Genomic DNA, 15,485 nt, shown 5'->3' with positions numbered 1-15,485 from the left:
TGGGATGGGGCTTCCCGTGATGCCGACGATGAGGGTTGCGGTGGTCATGGCCGTGATAATGGCGATGGTGTGGCGTGGTGCTGTGTGTGCAGGTTGTGCTCCATGGCAAGATTTGCCGATGACGGTTGCGGGGTTGCTGCGGGGTTACATAGTGCTGGCGGCTGGGCTGCGCGACACGCCGTGATGATGACGGAATCGCACACAAGCGAACATCGTTCCCGTTCGATATGAACGTTTCGACTCGATTGTTTCGGGGGTATCCGTCCGATTGAACATTTGCGATAAAAACCGCACAAACGCCGTGCGCGGGTTGCGCGGAAGGGCGCTCATGAATAGATTATGAGGTACAAGAACAACTGAACAGAGCAGAGCCCACAAATAGTGTATGGTCACGAGGACTGTTACGTTGGACGGGCATTGGAAAGACTTACCGTTACAACGATGAGGTTGTGCAGAGATTCTGCTCCAGTAGTTGCTCTTGGAAGAAAAGGCCCGCTCCGGCGGGCCTTTTCGTTTGCTCGGACGTTTCTCGGACAATTGCGGGATAGGCCACGGGGGGGGGGCTGCTCTATTGCCGGGAGTCGGAGGCGAATTGTCACGGCGCGCCGGTGGCGGCCGGCCGTTCATGGGCGCGATGTTCATGGGTACAGTGGAGGCTATGACGGAAACACAGCGTGCCCCTGAGGGGTTGATGTCGAAGCCACGAATCAAGCCGGCCGATGCCGAAGATGATCGCCCGGTTTCCATCTCCGCGCGTCTGGGGCGTCTCCAGTTCCATAATTCCGGCAAGTTCCGCGTGCTACAGGTTGCGGACATCCAGGACGGGCCGAAAATCGCCAAGGATACGATGTCGCTCATCGAGGCGAGTCTGGACGCCTCGCGCCCCGATCTGGTGATTTTCTCCGGCAACCAGATCGCCGGGTACGATCAGGCCTTTGCCGGTTCCTTCCGCAAGCGTCGCTGGTCCGACGATCCGGTGTCCGATACGGCGTTGGCGAAGACGCGCGAGCTGGTGCGCAAGGCCATCGGGCAGTGCGTGGGACCGCTGGTCAAACGCGGTATCCCGTGGGCGGTGACCTATGGCAACCATGATTTCCAATGTGGACTCGACGATGCCGAACTGGATGCGATGTACCGCGAGTTTCCCGGGTGCGTGAATCCGCCGCGGCAGTGGGAGGCCAGTGATGCGCGCGGTGTTGTGCCGGGCGAATCGGGGGCGATCAAGGGAGTCGGTCCCTTGCCCGACCAAGTCGTCTTCGCCTGCGAGCCGGGCACTTTCGCCCTGCCGGTGATGGATGCGGAACGCACGCGCAACGTGCTGGGACTGGTGCTCGTCAATTCCGGCGATTACGCGCATGGCGGCGGTTTCGGCACGCTTTCGGCGGACGCGCTGCGATTCCTGCGCGAGTTGCCGGAGCGCATCGGCGCGGAATCCATGGTGTTCCAGCATATGCCGTTGCCGGAATACTACGACGTGCTTCGCCCGGTGGCCGCGACCACGGCCTTCGCCATGCAGGGATACCGCGACCATTCCAACACCTATTACGTGTTGGACGAAACCAAGACGCAGGTCGGTGGCTATCTGGGAGAGGGCATCTCCTGCCCGGACCGGTCTGAGGAATTCGAGGCGTTGCGCGGGGGATACATCGGCGTGGCGGCGGGCCACGATCACCGCAACGGCTTCGTCGGCGAGCATGACGGGATGCTACTCATCGCCACGCCGACCTGCGGGTTCAACACGTACGGTCCCGCGCCGGCCAAGCGGGCCACGCGACTCATCGAATTCGATATCCGCCATCCGTACGAGCCGCGCACCCAGCTGCTCGAATTCGGCGAATTGGTGGGCAAGCCCAGCTCCAAGCGGGCGTACACCTATGCGGTGAACCAGCAGACCCCCGGCGAGGGGGAGGGCGACGATCTGCTGCGCAAGCCAAGTCTGTGGAGCCAACTGACCGGACTCTTCAGGTGATTCCTAATGGTCTGCCTAATGGTCTGTCTCGTAAACGAATTAATGGCGTAGCATACTGGCATCCATTCATTTGGCGGATTTCTCATTCATTTGATAGATGGATTACTCACGAGGGTGTTGAAACGGCGCCGTTTCAACACCCTGCGTTGCGGGTTATCTACCAAATGAATGAGGGATCCCATCTCGCGTCCTATGCCGGAAGTTCGTTTACGAGGGGGAGATGCGGGGCGCGGTATCGATGCCCGGGAATATGAATCAGGCGATATCAACCGGGACAATGGCGGAGCTGGCAATGCAAAACGCCCGCCGAGCAATCGTCGGCGGGCGCTCTTCGTATAGACGTCAATATTACGTATTACGTCAGTGAATCAGTAATCAGTAATCAGGAAACAATCAGGAAGCGCAATCAGCGCACGGCCTTGACCAGCGCCTCGGTGAGGTACTTGCCGGCGGCCATGACCAGCGGCGCGTAACGACGGCCGGGGGCGGCGCCCATGCGGCCGGTCGGGCCGGAGATGGAGATTGCGGCGATCACCTGACCTGAGGCGTTGCGGATCGGCGCGGAGATCGAGCACACGCCCTCCTCGCGCTCGTTGACCGACTCGGCCCAGCCGCGCTTGCGTACGGCGGCCAGCTTGGTGGCGGTGAACTTGGCGTGGCGCAGTCCCTGATGCAGGCGGTCGGAATCCTCCCAAGCCAACAGGATCTGCGCGGCGGAACCGGCCTCCATCGACAGCATGGCACCCACGGGAATCGAGTCGCGCAGACCGGAGGCGCGCTCCACGGCGGCGATGCACACGCGCTGGTCACCCTGACGGCGGTAGATCTGCGCGGATTCGCCGGTGCGGTCGAGCAGGGTGCGCAGAATCGGGCCGGCGGCGGTGAGCAGACGGTCCTCGCCGGCGGCCGCGGCCAGTTCGGCGAAGCGGGAGCCGAGCACGAAGCGGCCGTGCTGGTCGCGCAGCACGAAACGATGGCGTTCCAGCGCGATGGCCAGACGATGCGCGGTCGGGCGGGCCAGACCGGTGGCCGCCACGAGCTGGCCCAGCGTGGAAGGGCCGGACTCGAGCGCATCGAGAATCTTTACGGTTTTATCAAGCACGCCTACGCCGGAATGAATCTCCCCGTCGTCCTTCGGAGCGGTCTCTTCGGTCGGCTCTTCGTCGGTCAGGCTGTGGTCCAATGGTTCTTCTTGGGAATCAGTCATAATATAGGCGATTATGCCATCTCACATAGTGAAATGCAAAATCAGGGAAGTGTCTCACGACGTGATCACTGCGGCAGTGTCGCAATCGGCGGGAATCGGCTTCGCCCTACGGTCGTCATCTCAATATCCGGCCCTATCGATGGCCGCCCAAACTGCACCACATAGGCTATTACCACGAACAAGGCGCGAATACAATACCTCGCGCGGAATTTTTTGGAGGAACCACTATGGGAACGACACTGGCCGAGAAGGTCTGGGCCGATCATCTGGTGCGCAAGGGTAGCGACGGCGCACCCGATCTGCTGTACATCGACCTGATGCTCATGCACGAAGTCACCAGTCCGCAGGCGTTCGAGGGACTTCGCCTGGCCGGCCGCAAGCCGCGCCACGTCGATCAGCTCATCGCCACCGAGGACCACAACACCCCGACCGTCGATATCGACCGTCCCAATCCGGACAAGACCAGCGCGCTGCAGCTGAGCACGCTGGAGAAGAACTGCAAGGAGTTCGGCGTGCGCCTGCACCCGCTGGGCGACGCCGATCAGGGCATCGTCCATGCCTTCGCGCCGATTCTGGGCCTCACCCAGCCGGGCATGACCATCGTGTGCGGTGACTCGCACACCTCGACGCACGGCGCGTTCGGCGCGCTGGCGTTCGGCATCGGCACCTCCGAGGTCGAACATGTGATGGCCACGCAGACCCTCTCCCTGAAGCCGTTCAAGACCATGGCCATCAACGTCAACGGCAAGCTGCCGTCGGACGCCACGGCCAAGGACATCATTTTGGCGATCATCGCCAAGATCGGCACCGGCGGCGGCCAGGGCTACGTGATCGAATACCGCGGCGAGGCGATTCGCAACCTCACCATGGACGAGCGCATGACCGTGTGCAACATGTCCATCGAGGCCGGTGCCCGCGCAGGCATGATCGCGCCGGACGAGACCACGTTCGAGTACCTGAAGGGCCGCCCGCATGCGCCGGAAGGCGAGATGTGGGACCGCGCAGTCGAGTACTGGAAGACGCTCAGGACCGATGACGACGCCGTCTTCGACAAGGTGGTGGACATCGACGCCACCAAGCTCGGCCCGTACGTGACGTGGGGCACCAACCCCGGTCAGGGCCTGCCGATCACCGCGAATGTGCCGGTGCCGTCCGAGATCGCGGATGCCACCGCGCGCGCCGCCGCCGAGCGTGCCATCGACTACATGGACCTGAAGCCTGGCATGCCGATCAAGGACATCGCCGTGGACACCGTGTTCATCGGCTCGTGCACCAACGGCCGCATCGACGACCTGCGTCAGGCCGCGGCGATCATGAAGGGCCACCACAAGGCGAAGAGCATCCACCGCGTGCTGGTGGTGCCGGCGTCCTCCCGCGTTCGTCTCGAGGCGGAGAGGGAAGGGCTCGACAAGGTGTTCGAGGACTTCGGCGCCGAGTGGCGTAACGCCGGCTGCTCGATGTGCCTGGGCATGAACCCGGACAAGCTGGTCCCGGGCGAGCGCTCGATCTCCACGTCGAACCGCAACTTCGAGGGCCGTCAGGGCAAGGGCTCGCGCACGCATCTGGCGTCGCCGGCCGTGGCCGCCGCCACCGCCATCCGCGGCACGATCTCCTCGCCCGCCGACCTCTGAACCCCGGATTCTGATCCCCGGATTCCTCGACTTCGCAAACTTCGCATCGGCCTCCTCTTGGCGAGGAGGCTCCCGGCAGGACCGGGTGGGGGAGACCCCGAAAGGACAATCATGGAAAAACTCACTACTTTGACCGGCGTGGGCGTGCCGCTGCGCCGCTCCAACGTCGATACCGACCAGATCATTCCGGCCGTGTTCCTGAAGCGCGTGACCAAGACCGGCTTCGACGACGCACTGTTCTACGCATGGCGCCGCGACCCGAACTTCGTGCTCAACAAGCCGGAGTACGCCGGCAAGGGCCAGATTCTGGTCGCCGGCCCCGAATTCGGCATCGGCTCCTCACGCGAGCACGCCGTGTGGGCGCTGCACGATTACGGCTTCCGTGTGGTGATTGCGCCGAGCTTCGCCGACATCTTCTACGGCAACACTGCCAAGAACGGTGTGCTGGCCGCCATCATGCCGCAGGAGTCCGTCGAGCTGCTGTGGAAGCTGCTCGAAGAGGAGCCTGGCCGCGAAATGACCGTTTCGCTGGAGACCCGCACCGTCACCTGCGGTGACGTGACCCTGCCGTTTGAGGTGAACGACTACACCCGCTGGCGTCTGATGAACGGCTACGACGACATCGACCTGACCCTGCAGCACGAAGACGACATCGCCGCCTACGAAAAGATGCGCGCCGAAAAGTTCCCGTTCAAGCCCAAGACCATCCCCGCCAAGCACTGGCCCGAAGAGCCCATCCAGTCCGCCCGCGAGCCCAAAGATGATAACTGGGCGGGCCCGTTGGCCGATCGCGGCATTATTTAGCTGAGCCGTTAAGCGGGCAGTCCGGTGGACTGTCCGTAGGCGAGGCCTGAGTGAGACGATAGTCGAACGAAGGTAGGCTTGAGTCTCGTGTAAGCGAATCCGTAATTGCTGGCCGGAGTGTTAAGCGGGCAGTCCGGTGGACTGTCCGTAGCGACGGCCTGAGCGATGCGGTAGCTGAGCGAAGGTGTGTTGAGTCTCGTCCTTTAGGGCGAGTCCATTATTGCCGGACGAGGCCCGTTGGCCGATTGCGGCATAATTTGATTCTGTGCCCTGTGCACAGCAGTGAGATTAACCGTGCATATGCGTGTCGTGGCAGAATAGTGTGCCCCGGCACGCATTTTTTGTTGATTTTTGGGCTTGCGGGGCACAGGGCTTTGCGGGGCTGAAACACCGAGACTCCAAGAATGGCGGAATTCCGCGGTTTCTTGCTGGGGCTATGTGTCCCGCTAGAGGATTGGACCGTTACAAAAGCGTGCGGGGGCAAGCCACTGTGCCCCCACACGCCGAAAACCTCTGATATTCGGCTAGCGGGGCACGGGAGTTTGTACACGAAATCCGATTGTATCGATACAAAACAGTATCGTGCCGCATTGACGCCGTGATAGCTATATACCCAATGCCCGTGTGCCAGGCATCAGGCGACGCTTGCAGTCAGGAATCCCCCTCCAGCCAGCGCTCTAGGGCGGCGGCATCGGAACGATGCAGGAACATGAATCGCAGCGTATCGAGGCCGTTCATCACAAACAACGACATTTGCACTCGCTCTATGCCGTGCGGCTCGCGCCACAGCGTGGTGGACCGCGTAATCGACTGGATCCGTGCACGGCGGGTCACCATCAGATACGTGGTCATTCCAACGGCCCCGGTCACCGCAATGCGATGACTCATGGTCGGGCGCGCGTTTGCGACCGCACGGGTTTCGATGCCGTAGCAGCCATCTCCATCTGGCAGCACCGCGTACCCTTCCGCGCGTGACTTCAGCCACCGCGTGGCCGTCCACCACAATCCGCCCACGAAAGGCAGTACGGCAATCCACCAAGGCCATCCGAAGTCGGGGACGGGCCCCGGCACGGTGTCAAGTCCGAGGCCGGCGAGTGGGCCGGCTTCGGAGCCAAGCCATGCCAGCGCCGTCGCGGCCAGTGTGATTGCGAGCGGCATGGTGAGGTAATACCGAAGCAATCCGCGCCCAGTACGCCGCAACGCCACGACATGCGGTATGCCGGGCGACGTGGCGTGCGGAAGTCCATCTGCCGTGTTGCGGGATTCGCTACGCTCCGCAACAGTGCCGCACAGTTCGTCGCACGGATGGTCGTGTGCCGCCGCACTATGCGATTCTCCGTGTGCGGCCACGGCGCCCTCGCGTACGGCCACGGCACATTGCGGCTCTCCGGGCGTCGCCGTCGCGCTTGGCGATTCGTCGTTCGCCGCCACATCACTGCCCGATGCGCCGCTCGTCTCACCCAGCCTGCGCACATCCCACTCCGGCAGCATCGCGTGTAGCACGTCGTACACTCGACTCGTGTCGATCACCGGCAGGATTCGTGCGGCCGAGATGCCGCTTTCCTCACTGCTCGAGGCCACCGAGGAGCTCAGGCCAAGCCCAACCGAGCACAGGTGGAACGGACGGCGCAGCAATGATTGCCGTATCGTCACCGTCTGGATGCGACTGACCGGGATTGCCGTCGTATGGCGCGTGAACAGGCCTCGCACCACCACCAGATCGTCGCCGCGCCGCCAGACCTCGAATCCGTAGAATTGCAGCAGGGATCTGACGATGCTCACCGTCATGAGCAGTATGACGCACGCGAGAATCAGCAATACGATCGCCGTCAATCCGCGGGCCAGCAAGGCGCCGAACGAGTCCACGGCGTCGTGCATCAGCCGTCGCGGCAGGATGTCCTGCACATTCTGCACGAACCCGAACACCACGAACGCGGCGGCGATGAACCCGATGTCGGTAATGGAGTAGAGTACGATGTCCTTCACCGAAGCGCGGAAGACGGGCGCCTGCGCGGATGCCGACCGCTCCAATATCGTCGGAGAGGTCGTGGGTCGGCTTGGTGTTCCGGGCGACGTCTCTTGGAATGGCAGTTCCTGGTCCAGTCCCATCTGATTGAACGCCGCGCGACTTGGCGGTTCCTGGTCCGGAGACGTGCGGTCGGGTACGGTCGGATGCAGCGTCGTTCGGCCGGCCGCCGGCTGATTCGAGGCCGTCTGCGCGGGTGATACGGGTGCTGCGGGTGATACAGACGATACGGGCGAGGGGATCGCGCCGGGGTTTCCGGTGGAGGCCGCGTCGGTGGTCTCGGTGGGGGATGCGCTGGGGTTTCCGATGGAGATTGTGCCGGTGATTCCGGTGGAAACCACGCCGGCGTTTCCGGCGGAGGCCGCGCTGGCGTTTTCGGGGGAAGTCGCACCGGTGGTCTCGGTGGGGGATGCGCCGGGGTTTCCGATGGAGATTGTGCCGGTGATTCCGGTGAAAGCCACGCCGAGGTTTCCGGCGGAAACCACGCCGGTGTTTTCGGCAGGGATCGTGCCGCCGGCCTTGCCGCCCGCGGCCGCCCGCAATCGTTCCAATTCGAGCTGCAGGGCGGCGGGTACCGCATCCAGCCGGATATCCGTATCCGCGGCACCGGCCGCCGACACCGTGAGCCGTACGACGCCGAACGGTTGCAGATACACGGGAGACGCACTGTTGATGGCATGAATCGAGCCGTAGCTGATGGTGCGGTTCTTACGGAAAAACAGACCGGATTTGAACGACAGCGAGTCCAGTCCGAGCCGGTATCTGGTCGTGAACCAGTCGATGGCGGGCTGGGCCAGTGCCACCAAAGTCACGACGACGATGATTAGCATGATTACCAACGGGGACAGATGCTCCCGCATGATGATGAGCAGACCGAGGAACAGACCCACCACGCCTTTGATGGTTTCCGCCAGCCCCACGATTAGCGCGGCCGGGTGCAGCATGCGCCATGCCGCGTCGGGATTGAGGTGGTTGTCGGGGGCGGTACCGGAATCGGGATTGGTGCTGGGACTGGGGCGGGAATCAGACGTTGGATCGGTGCCGGAGGGCGTGGCGGTGCTGGAGGACACGGCGGTGGCGGAGCGCGTGGCGGTGCCGGAGCGCGTGGCGGTGACGAAACGTGTGGCGGTGCCGGAGGACGTGGTGCCGCTGGGAACATCGGATGTCGGAGGAACGTCGGATGTCGGAGGATCGTCGGATGTCGGAGGATCGTCGGATGTCGGAGGAACGCCGGTCGGCTGGGAAAGGCCGGCCGTCGCGGGACCACCGGCAGTTGGAGGAACGTCAGCCATCAGAGAGTCATCGGTCGTAAGCGAAGTGCCGGCATTGCTGGAATCACTCATCACATATCGTCCTTCGCGACGGCCACGCGCTCGGTGATCAGCGCCACGATGCGCTCCGCTTCGGCCGTATCCAGCGCGGCGATCTCATGCTCGTCGGCGGCCGTATGCACCACCACCGTAGTGAGTCCGAAATGACGTTGCACCGGGTTCTGCTTGGTGTCCACATGCTGCACGCGGGTGTACGGCGTGGTGGTGGAGTTGCGGAACAGCCAGCCTTTGCGGGTGGCCAAGTCGCGCTCCCCGATGCGGAACCGGGTGAAGGCGTACATGTACTTGGTCTGCAACGGTTGCGAGACGAGTTCCAGCACCGCATAGACGACGGCAATCCCCACGATGAGCCGCTGCCAGAACCCCCACCAGCCGTTCGCAAGGCAGATGGCCGTGATTACGCCGCACGCTGCCAGCCAAATCGCGCACTGAATCGCTTCGTTGATGAGCCATACGGTACGGACGCGCGGCGGCAACGGCCGCCAGCCCTCGAAACAGGAGGGCACCGGAACACTGTTGCTCGGCTCAGATGCGAGTCGGGTGGGCTCGGCCTGTCCCGGGTCGGCTGGGGTGAGTACCGTCGCATGGGACCCGGACGGATTGCGACCGGGCTGGCCGGATGCCGTTGGCGCGGTCTGCGGCGATGACGCTCCCGATGAGTCGGTTTCGGACGAATCGACGAAACCGGCCGACGCGTTGGAGTCAGCTGCATGACAATCATCCATCAGATACCCCCTCTACATCCCTCTATATGATGTGTGCCTCACCCACTGTATCGGACGTGATTGCGCCCACAGAGGACCGGTACACATCTGTTGACCGACGGCCATCGTAACTGGACGGGGCGGGGCGGATACGGTTGAGTAGAGGCAAGGCCCAATACCGGAGCCAAGCAAAGGAACAATCATGAACCGATCCGATCCCGATCACGTCCCGGAACCGAACATCCCTAGTGCCCACCGTGGCAATGCCGATGGACTGACGACGAATGAGGTGCCGACTCCGGCCGAACCGACGCAATCCCTGCCTTCACAACATTCGCAATCTCCGCAGCCGCCACAGCCGCCACAACCGCCACAGCATAGCGAGAACCCGTTCACGCCGCAGCCGGGAGCCTCGGGAGACAACGGACTCGGCGATAACGGCTTCGCAGCCCCCTGCTATCCGGCGGTCGTCGGGTATCCGGCGGTCGTCGGCCCGTCCCCGAATCCGTACGCGGGCAATGTGCCGCAGCCCCCACGCCAATGGCTACTGCACGATGAGCCGCCGCTGTGGGTGCCGTGGTACGGCATCGGCTTCGGCAAGGCGATTGCGCGGTTCTTCCGCAAGACCTTCATCTTCCACGGTCGGGCCTCACGCGGCGAATACTGGTGGGCGTTCCTGTTCAACATCCTCGTTGTGGGTGCGGTGGGCGTGGCCGCGTACGGCGTGGGCGAGCTGATTGGCGTCAGCGACACCGCCGGCACGAAGTACGGCAGCTCTCCCTTGGACGACTTCATGGACAACGCTGCGGCCCTTGCCCGGCTGGTGCTGTTCATCCCGAATCTGTCACTGGCGGTCCGTCGCCTGCACGACGAAAACCGACGCGGCTGGTGGGTGCTGCTGCCTGCGGCGTTGCAGATCGGCGCGGTGGCGGTGTTCATCGGTACCATCATCGCGATGGCGCAGGCTTCCGGCGGAACACTTGATGACGTGGGCTCTGCGCAGGCCGTCATCGTGTCGCTGCTCGCGTTCTTCGGCATGTATCTGCTCTCGTTGTTGGCTTCTATCGTGCTGATGATCGGTCCAAGCAATCCGAAGGGCATGCGGTTCGACCGGCCGGGCGCCCCGCGTTACCCAGGGCAATGAGCAAGGAGAGTCCGACGATGATGGGACCCACGAAAATGCCGTCTCCGGGCTTGCCGCAGCCCGTCCGTCGGGTGCTGGATTGGTGGCATGCGCCTCATTTTCTGGCGAAGACGAGCGTAATCGTCGAGACGTTGGAAGTGGCGTCGATGATTATCTGGCCGCCGAACAGTCCGGCGCAGATGCTGATCGCCTTTGCTTGGCTGGTGCTGGTGGCCGCGTTGCCGTTCGCACCGCGGGTGCTGTGCGTTGCAGGGTTGCTGCTCAGTCTCGTCACGACCGGACTGCCGGGGCAGGGGGCTTGGAATACCGGCGTTTTCGCGGTTTTTGGGCTGTTCCTGACCGTCGGCTACGTGATGCCGCGATGGGCCGCGATTGTGCTGCCGGTGGGCTTTTCGGCATTGGATGCAGCAGGGTTCGTCTGGTTCGGGGCCGGATCGTTGGGCGGCACCCTGATTCAGGGTGTGATTGACGGACTGAACGGCATCCAGCGTGATGCAGCGGCCGAGTCGGGTGTGATGTTGGGGGCTGACGCCGCCGCGTTGCCGCAATACGCGACCATCGTGTTCGTATCCACGCTGGTTCTGGATTTGATGGTGCTGGGGTTCCTCACGATGTGCAGTGCCGCGTTCCGGCGCACCGCAGCCGCAGGGGAGCGGGCCGCTCGCGCCGAGCAGCTGCTGGGGCGCGTGACCCGCGAGCAGCAGCTGGCCCATATGATTCATGATTCGGTGGCCAACGACATGTCCACCATCGCGATGCTCGCATGGCGCGCAAAGGCCGCGGAGGACGACAGCCAGATGCTTGACGCGATTTACGCGAGGTCGCATCACGCGCTGGACCGCGTACACGAGGTGATTGACGTACTCAACGGCAGACGCGATCTGGCCGAGCTGGAAGGGGAAGGGGCCACCGGTGTCGGCGGTTCGGTTGGCCACGTTGGTGCTGACACTGATGCCGACGCTCGGGGCGATTCGGTTGGCGACGTGTCCTTTGATATCCAGGTCGAGAAATACGTGGAGGATCAGGACCGCACGATGCGCATGTTGGGACTTGCAGGTGTAAGCCGGTTCAATAGCGTGCCGGATGCGGTGGTATCGAAACCGTCTCAGCGTGCCGTGATGGGACTGCTTGAGGAAGTGTACGCGAACATCGTGCGGCACTGCGCGATGGGTGAGATGGCATCGGTGGACGCGATGGACGGCACGCTGGCCCCGGATGAGGGTGAGGGTGAGGGCGAGCCGGCGTACAACCTGTTCGTCGATATCGGACATGATCGTATCCGCATCAGCGAGGTCAACGCGCTCGCCGACGAACGGCACACGCTGGTCCATGGGCGTAAGCACGGCAGCGGACTGGCGTTGCACCGTGACGTCATCGAATCGCTTGGCGGCACCCTCAACACCAGTCGTCAGGACGGTACATGGATGCTTAGTGCCGACATCCCGGTGTGAGGATTCGCTATGAGACCATCCTCCTGAGACCTTTCAGCGGCTGAGCCAGATGGCTATGGCGTGGGCGAGGGAGTGGGCGCCGAGCTTGTCCACGGCGCGGTGGGCGTGGGTGCGGACGGTGGAGGAGGCTACGCCCCACTGGGTGGCGATTTGGTCGTAGGTCATGCCGCGCGAGAGCAGATACAGTGTCTCCGCCTCCTTGGCTCCGAGTTTGGTGGTGCGGTCAGTGGCCGGAACGGCGGAATCGGGATTGGCCGTATCGGTCGCGCCGGTCGCTCGTCCCGGCGTGATTGTGCCGCCGTCGGCGAGTAGCCGATGGGCTTCGGCGGCGGCGCGGAACGTGGGATTGCCTGCGGGGGATGCGAACGAGGCAGACGATGCAGACGATAAGGACGAGGCGAGCGGAGCGGATGATGCGGACGCCCTGGAAGCGACTGGTGATGCAATCGAGCGCGTGGATGCCATTGGCCTTGGCATGAACGTGCCTCCCGCGGCCACCGTGCGGAGGGCCTGCGCCAGTTGCGGGATGTCGGCTTTGGAGACAATGCCCTGCGCGCCGGCGGCGGCGATGCGTTCAGCGTACGTCTCCACCGAGAAGGCGGTGATGCCGAGCAGCAGCACCCGGTCGGTGCGGGTGCGGATTTTGCGGCAGACGCTCACGCCGGTGGCCTCGCCGAGCGACATGTCCACCAACAGCAGTCTCGGGCGCGTCTCGGGACTGAGCGCTTTGGCCACCGCCTCGTCCGCATCGCCGGTACCCCACAGCCATTGCGAGGACGGCAGCAGCTGGGGCAGTATGCCCTTCAGCGCCAGCAATGCCATGCGATCGTTGTCCACCGCCGCCACCAACACCGGCATGGTTTCGCGTTTCCGCTCCACATTCATGCTTTCATCCTAATGCGAGGGCTTCATGGGCGGCTTTCGTCAACAATTGTGGACATCGTCACAATTCGTTCAGCAAGGGCGAATAGGTTGAGTCGTATGAGCATGAACGAGCAGCAGCCGCACGAACAGCCGGAGCCGCAGCCACATTCGCAGCCAAAGCCGTCGGGGATGACGTCGTCTTCGGTGCCGCCGACCGAGCAGTTGACGCCGCAGCAACTGCATCCGCAACAACCGGTGCGGCAGACGGTTTCCATGCCTGCGGCCTCCGGTCAGCCTGTTTCCCAGCAGCCGTGGCAGCAGACGACGCAGCCGCATCCGCGCGCGGATTATTCGGTTCCGGCATATCCGGCACAGCCAGCACAGCCGAATCAGTCGCCGGCGGCCTATGTGCCGTCGCAGGATCAGACGCAGCCGCCAGCATATGCGCCAGCGCGGCAGTATGCGCAAACTCCGCAGGCATATCCGGTGTATCCGGTGTATCCGGCGAATCCGCAGCAACTGGCGCAATCGGACCGGGCAGTATGGTCAACGGGGTTTTCACAACCGTCGTCCCAACCGTCACAGTCGGCACAGATACCTCAGCCGATGCAGCCTGCTCCGTCGGCGCAACTCCAGTCGTATCCGGCGCAACCACCGGTGTCGCCGCAGTATCCGGCATATCCGCAGTACAGCCTGCCGCAGCCGCCGCAATATCAGCACTATCCCGTTTACGGCCCAGGCTATCCGGGCCAGTATCCGGCAGCGGGTCCGCGGTACGTCGAACCCGCGCAGCCGCAGTATTCCACCTATCCGGCGCCTCAGCCCTCGCCAGCGCCGTCGCCGTATGCCGTTCAGCAGCCGTATGCCGTTCAGCCGGGAGTTCCGGTTACGCCGGTCGTGCCTCCGGTTGGAGCGGCTGCGCCAATGTCAATCGGTCCAGTCCCAGCCGGCCCGGTCATACCGCCTGCTCCTGCTATGCCTTCCGCGTCGGCTGTGCCGCCTGCGCCGGTCATGCCGCCTGCGCCGGTCATGCCCGCACCGGCTGCATCGCCTATGCCAGTCGCCCCCATCGCGCCGCCAACTCCTATCATGCAGCCCGTGCTGGCCACGCCCACCATCCCCTTCGACCCGCGCAAGGCATGGCGTACGTGGCGACGACGCATCGTCACCCGTGCGATGGGACTCACCCTCGCCTATGAGGGCATGATGTACGTCGGCGTCTTCCTGTCTTCGATTGTGATCAGTATTGTGCTGGGCTTCGAAGCCGGTGCGACGGGCGGCACGTACAACGGCGACATCCCTTCCAAGTGGGACGGCATCATCAGTCTGGTCTCGGTGTTCACGGCGTTCGTATTCCTTCTGCTCATGCGCCGGCGTGACATTCTCACCCGCGAATTCTGGCTCGGCGGCCCGCATCTGGACACCTACGGCGAACCCAATCAGCGCGGCCGGGTCAGCCAATACGGCGGCGGGCGGATGCGGCCGCAATGGTTCCTGCTCTTCATCGTGCTCGGACTTGGCGTGCAGGGCGCGGTGACGCTGGGGCAGATGCTGCTGTCATTCGTCCACTTCGATCTGATCTCGCCCACCTCGGACAGCATCAACGAATCGGCCACCACGGTGAGCATGTGGCTCTACATCGGTCTTGTCGGGCCGGTCTGCGAGGAGGTCATGTTCCGTGGCGTGCTGATGAAGGAGCTCAAGCCTCTCGGCCGGAACTTCGCCATCGTCACGTCGGCGCTGGTGTTCGGATTGTTCCACGACGATGTGGTGCAGGGCACGTTCGCGTTCCTGTTCGGCCTGTTGCTCGGGTTCGTGGCGATGGAGTACTCGTTGGTGTGGTCCATTGCGCTGCATATCTTCAACAACGCCGTGCTTTCCGGCGTGGTCGATACCCTGCTTGCCGGGCGGCTCAGTGACACGGGATACACGGTGTATTCGATCATCCTTATGCTGGTCGGCGTGCTCGGCGCGGCCATCGTGTTCGCGGTGTACGGCAAAGGCCTGGTGCGGTATCGCCGCACGCACCGGTCCACTCCCGGCACGTATGCCAGCTGGGCCTCGCCCACGTTCATCGTTTTCGTGGTGGCGAACGTCATCCTCACCGCGCTGTCGCTGTTCGTGGCGCTGATGGGGTAGTGTCGGCCGCGTATTGGCCAGATATGTTCTGACAGATACGTTCTGATGTGTACTTGTCATGGTGTCATGGTGCAGGGCATCCGAGCATCACTTTGATTAATCACGACGTTCCGGCGACGGCGAAACCGCGCCGAAAAACGACGAATGCCGGGCGAGGTGTGAACCTCACCCGGCATTCGTATGGTCTTGGCTTTGTTTCCCGCCGCCCGTCAACT

Annotated in this window: 10 protein-coding genes; 6 read left to right on the top strand and 4 right to left on the bottom strand. The window is 63.4% G+C overall.

The window, feature by feature from the left end:
* Window positions 1-658 precede the first annotated feature (658 nt).
* The gene (locus BMYO_RS05655) at window positions 659-1,969 is read left to right on the top strand and encodes a metallophosphoesterase (protein ID WP_094667545.1); all 1,311 of its coding nucleotides are present in this window, start codon (window positions 659-661) and stop codon (window positions 1,967-1,969) included.
* Window positions 1,970-2,375: 406 nt separating this feature from the next.
* On the opposite strand, the gene BMYO_RS05650 is transcribed toward BMYO_RS05655, so the two are convergent.
* Window positions 2,376-3,176, bottom strand: coding sequence for an IclR family transcriptional regulator (locus BMYO_RS05650; protein WP_169834063.1), 801 nt, complete (start codon window positions 3,174-3,176; stop codon window positions 2,376-2,378).
* A 227-nt stretch (window positions 3,177-3,403) separates the two neighbouring features.
* On the opposite strand from BMYO_RS05650, the gene leuC reads away from it, so the two are divergent.
* Entirely contained in the window at window positions 3,404-4,807 is a 1,404-nt protein-coding gene (leuC, locus tag BMYO_RS05645) for a 3-isopropylmalate dehydratase large subunit (protein WP_094667543.1), read from the top strand.
* A gap of 111 nt (window positions 4,808-4,918) precedes the next feature.
* A complete protein-coding gene (gene leuD / locus BMYO_RS05640; RefSeq protein ID WP_094667542.1) occupies window positions 4,919-5,611 on the top strand; it encodes a 3-isopropylmalate dehydratase small subunit in 693 nt (230 codons plus the stop codon).
* A 651-nt stretch (window positions 5,612-6,262) separates the two neighbouring features.
* Here leuD and BMYO_RS05635 read toward each other — a convergent pair.
* Window positions 6,263-8,980 (bottom strand): PH domain-containing protein, encoded by a 2,718-nt coding sequence (locus BMYO_RS05635; RefSeq protein WP_094667541.1) that lies wholly within the window; start codon window positions 8,978-8,980, stop codon window positions 6,263-6,265.
* Window positions 8,980-9,693, bottom strand: coding sequence for a PH domain-containing protein (locus tag BMYO_RS05630; protein ID WP_094667540.1), 714 nt, complete (start codon window positions 9,691-9,693; stop codon window positions 8,980-8,982). Before BMYO_RS05630 ends, BMYO_RS05635 begins: the two co-directional genes overlap by 1 nt.
* Window positions 9,694-9,874: 181 nt before the next feature.
* Between BMYO_RS05630 and BMYO_RS05625 the strand changes: the two genes are divergently transcribed.
* Together BMYO_RS05625 and BMYO_RS05620 are read left to right on the top strand one after the other, a co-directional pair.
* Window positions 9,875-10,816, top strand: coding sequence for a DUF805 domain-containing protein (locus BMYO_RS05625; protein WP_094667539.1), 942 nt, complete (start codon window positions 9,875-9,877; stop codon window positions 10,814-10,816).
* A gap of 17 nt (window positions 10,817-10,833) precedes the next feature.
* Entirely contained in the window at window positions 10,834-12,267 is a 1,434-nt protein-coding gene (locus BMYO_RS05620; RefSeq protein ID WP_094667538.1) for a hypothetical protein, read from the top strand.
* A 33-nt stretch (window positions 12,268-12,300) separates the two neighbouring features.
* Here BMYO_RS05620 and BMYO_RS05615 read toward each other — a convergent pair whose 3' ends face one another.
* Complete coding sequence (locus BMYO_RS05615; protein WP_094667537.1) at window positions 12,301-13,152, bottom strand: response regulator; 852 nt, start codon at window positions 13,150-13,152, stop codon at window positions 12,301-12,303.
* A gap of 96 nt (window positions 13,153-13,248) precedes the next feature.
* Here BMYO_RS05615 and BMYO_RS12115 point away from each other — a divergent pair, with 96 nt between their 5' ends.
* Complete coding sequence (locus BMYO_RS12115) at window positions 13,249-15,270, top strand: CPBP family intramembrane glutamic endopeptidase (RefSeq protein ID WP_233428171.1); 2,022 nt, start codon at window positions 13,249-13,251, stop codon at window positions 15,268-15,270.
* Window positions 15,271-15,485: the final 215 nt, after the last annotated feature.

The organism is Bifidobacterium myosotis (assembly GCF_002259745.1).
Taxonomy (GTDB): domain Bacteria; phylum Actinomycetota; class Actinomycetes; order Actinomycetales; family Bifidobacteriaceae; genus Bifidobacterium; species Bifidobacterium myosotis.
The sequence above is the reverse complement of the archived record's forward strand: the minus strand, read 5'-3'. Positions and strand labels throughout refer to the sequence as shown.

Bases quoted from the DNA above. Each gene is read 5' to 3' on its own strand.
- BMYO_RS05655 (WP_094667545.1), top strand. From the start codon at position 659: ATGACGGAAACACAGCGTGCCCCTGAGGGGTTGATGTCGAAGCCACGA.
- BMYO_RS05650 (WP_169834063.1), bottom strand. From the start codon at position 3,176: ATGACTGATTCCCAAGAAGAACCATTGGACCACAGCCTGACCGACGAA.
- leuC (WP_094667543.1), top strand. From the start codon at position 3,404: ATGGGAACGACACTGGCCGAGAAGGTCTGGGCCGATCATCTGGTGCGC.
- leuD (WP_094667542.1), top strand. From the start codon at position 4,919: ATGGAAAAACTCACTACTTTGACCGGCGTGGGCGTGCCGCTGCGCCGC.
- BMYO_RS05635 (WP_094667541.1), bottom strand. From the start codon at position 8,980: ATGAGTGATTCCAGCAATGCCGGCACTTCGCTTACGACCGATGACTCT.
- BMYO_RS05630 (WP_094667540.1), bottom strand. From the start codon at position 9,693: ATGGATGATTGTCATGCAGCTGACTCCAACGCGTCGGCCGGTTTCGTC.
- BMYO_RS05625 (WP_094667539.1), top strand. From the start codon at position 9,875: ATGAACCGATCCGATCCCGATCACGTCCCGGAACCGAACATCCCTAGT.
- BMYO_RS05620 (WP_094667538.1), top strand. From the start codon at position 10,834: ATGATGGGACCCACGAAAATGCCGTCTCCGGGCTTGCCGCAGCCCGTC.
- BMYO_RS05615 (WP_094667537.1), bottom strand. From the start codon at position 13,152: ATGAATGTGGAGCGGAAACGCGAAACCATGCCGGTGTTGGTGGCGGCG.
- BMYO_RS12115 (WP_233428171.1), top strand. From the start codon at position 13,249: ATGAGCATGAACGAGCAGCAGCCGCACGAACAGCCGGAGCCGCAGCCA.